Annotated in this window: 1 protein-coding gene and 1 pseudogene; one reads left to right on the top strand and one right to left on the bottom strand. The window is 69.9% G+C overall.

Annotated elements, in window-relative coordinates:
- A partial coding sequence (locus A9X03_RS17220; RefSeq protein WP_068262120.1) for a VWA domain-containing protein occupies nt 1-789 on the top strand: 789 nt, incomplete at its 5' end.
- A 3-nt stretch (nt 790-792) separates the two neighbouring features.
- Here the strand turns inward: A9X03_RS17220 and A9X03_RS17215 are convergent.
- A pseudogene (locus tag A9X03_RS17215) lies at nt 793-1,178 on the bottom strand (hypothetical protein); the annotation flags it as partial.

Genomic DNA, 1,178 nt, shown 5'->3' with positions numbered 1-1,178 from the left:
GCGCTGCTCAGCCTGATCCTGTTGACCATCGCGCTGGCCACCCCCACCCACGACATGCGTATCCCCCGCAACCGGGCTGTCGTCGTGCTGGTCATCGACATGTCGCAGTCGATGCGGGCGACCGACGTCCCGCCGAACCGGCTCAAGGCCGCCGAGGAGGCGGCCGGCCAGTTCGCCAGTCAGCTCACGCCGGGCATCAACCTGGGCCTGGTCGGCTTCGCCGGCACGCCATACCTGCTGGTGTCGCCCACCCCGCAGCACCAGGCGACGATCGACGCGCTCAAGAAGCTCGACTTCGCCGACAGCACGGCCACCGGCGAGGCCATCTTCACCGCCCTGCACGCGGTGAGCGCCCTGGCCATCACGGGTGGCGACACCCCGCCCCCGGCCCGCATCGTGCTGGAGTCCGACGGCGCGGAGAACGTGCCGCTGGACGCCAACGCCCCGCAGGGGGCGTTCACCGCCGCCCGGGCCGCCAAGGCCGCGGGCGTGCAGATCTCGACCATCTCCTTCGGGACGCCGTACGGCACCGTCGAGTACGAGGGCGCCACCATCCCGGTTCCCGTAGACGACCAGACGCTGCAGAAGATCTGCGAGATCACCGACGGCCAGGCGTTCCATGCCGACAGCCTGGAGTCGCTGAAGAACGTCTACTCGACCCTGCAGCGCCAGATCGGGTACGAGACCGTCAAGGGCGACGCCAGCCTCGCGTGGATGCTGCTGGGGGCGGTCGCGTTGGCCGGCGCGATCCTGGCCGGCCTGTTCCTGAACCGCCGGCTGCCGTCCTGACGATCAGACCGGCAGCCGCCGGTTGATCAGCAGCGCCAGCGCCGTCGCGATCAAGGCGGTGATCACGCCCAGGCGCAGCCACCCGGCGCTGCCCGGCCCGGCCACGGTGCGATAGCCGATGTCCTTCTCGATGGCGTTGTAGCTCTTGTTGAGCTCGGCGATGTTGCTGGCGGTGTAGGACTGCCCGCCGGACAGCTTGGCGATCGTCTTCATCTGGTCCGTCGAAACCGGGACGGCCACGCGCTGCCCGTCCATCTCGATCTCGCCGGTCTTGGTGCCGAACGAGATCGTCGAGATGGGCACCCCCTCGTCCCGGGCCAGCCGCGCCGCCGTGTAGACCCCGTCGTGCGGGTCGCTGGGATTGGACGGCTTGTTCTCCCCGCCGTCGG

This window comes from Mycobacterium sp. E1715, assembly GCF_001667625.1.
Classification (GTDB): domain Bacteria; phylum Actinomycetota; class Actinomycetes; order Mycobacteriales; family Mycobacteriaceae; genus Mycobacterium.
The sequence above is the reverse complement of the archived record's forward strand: the minus strand, read 5'-3'. Positions and strand labels throughout refer to the sequence as shown.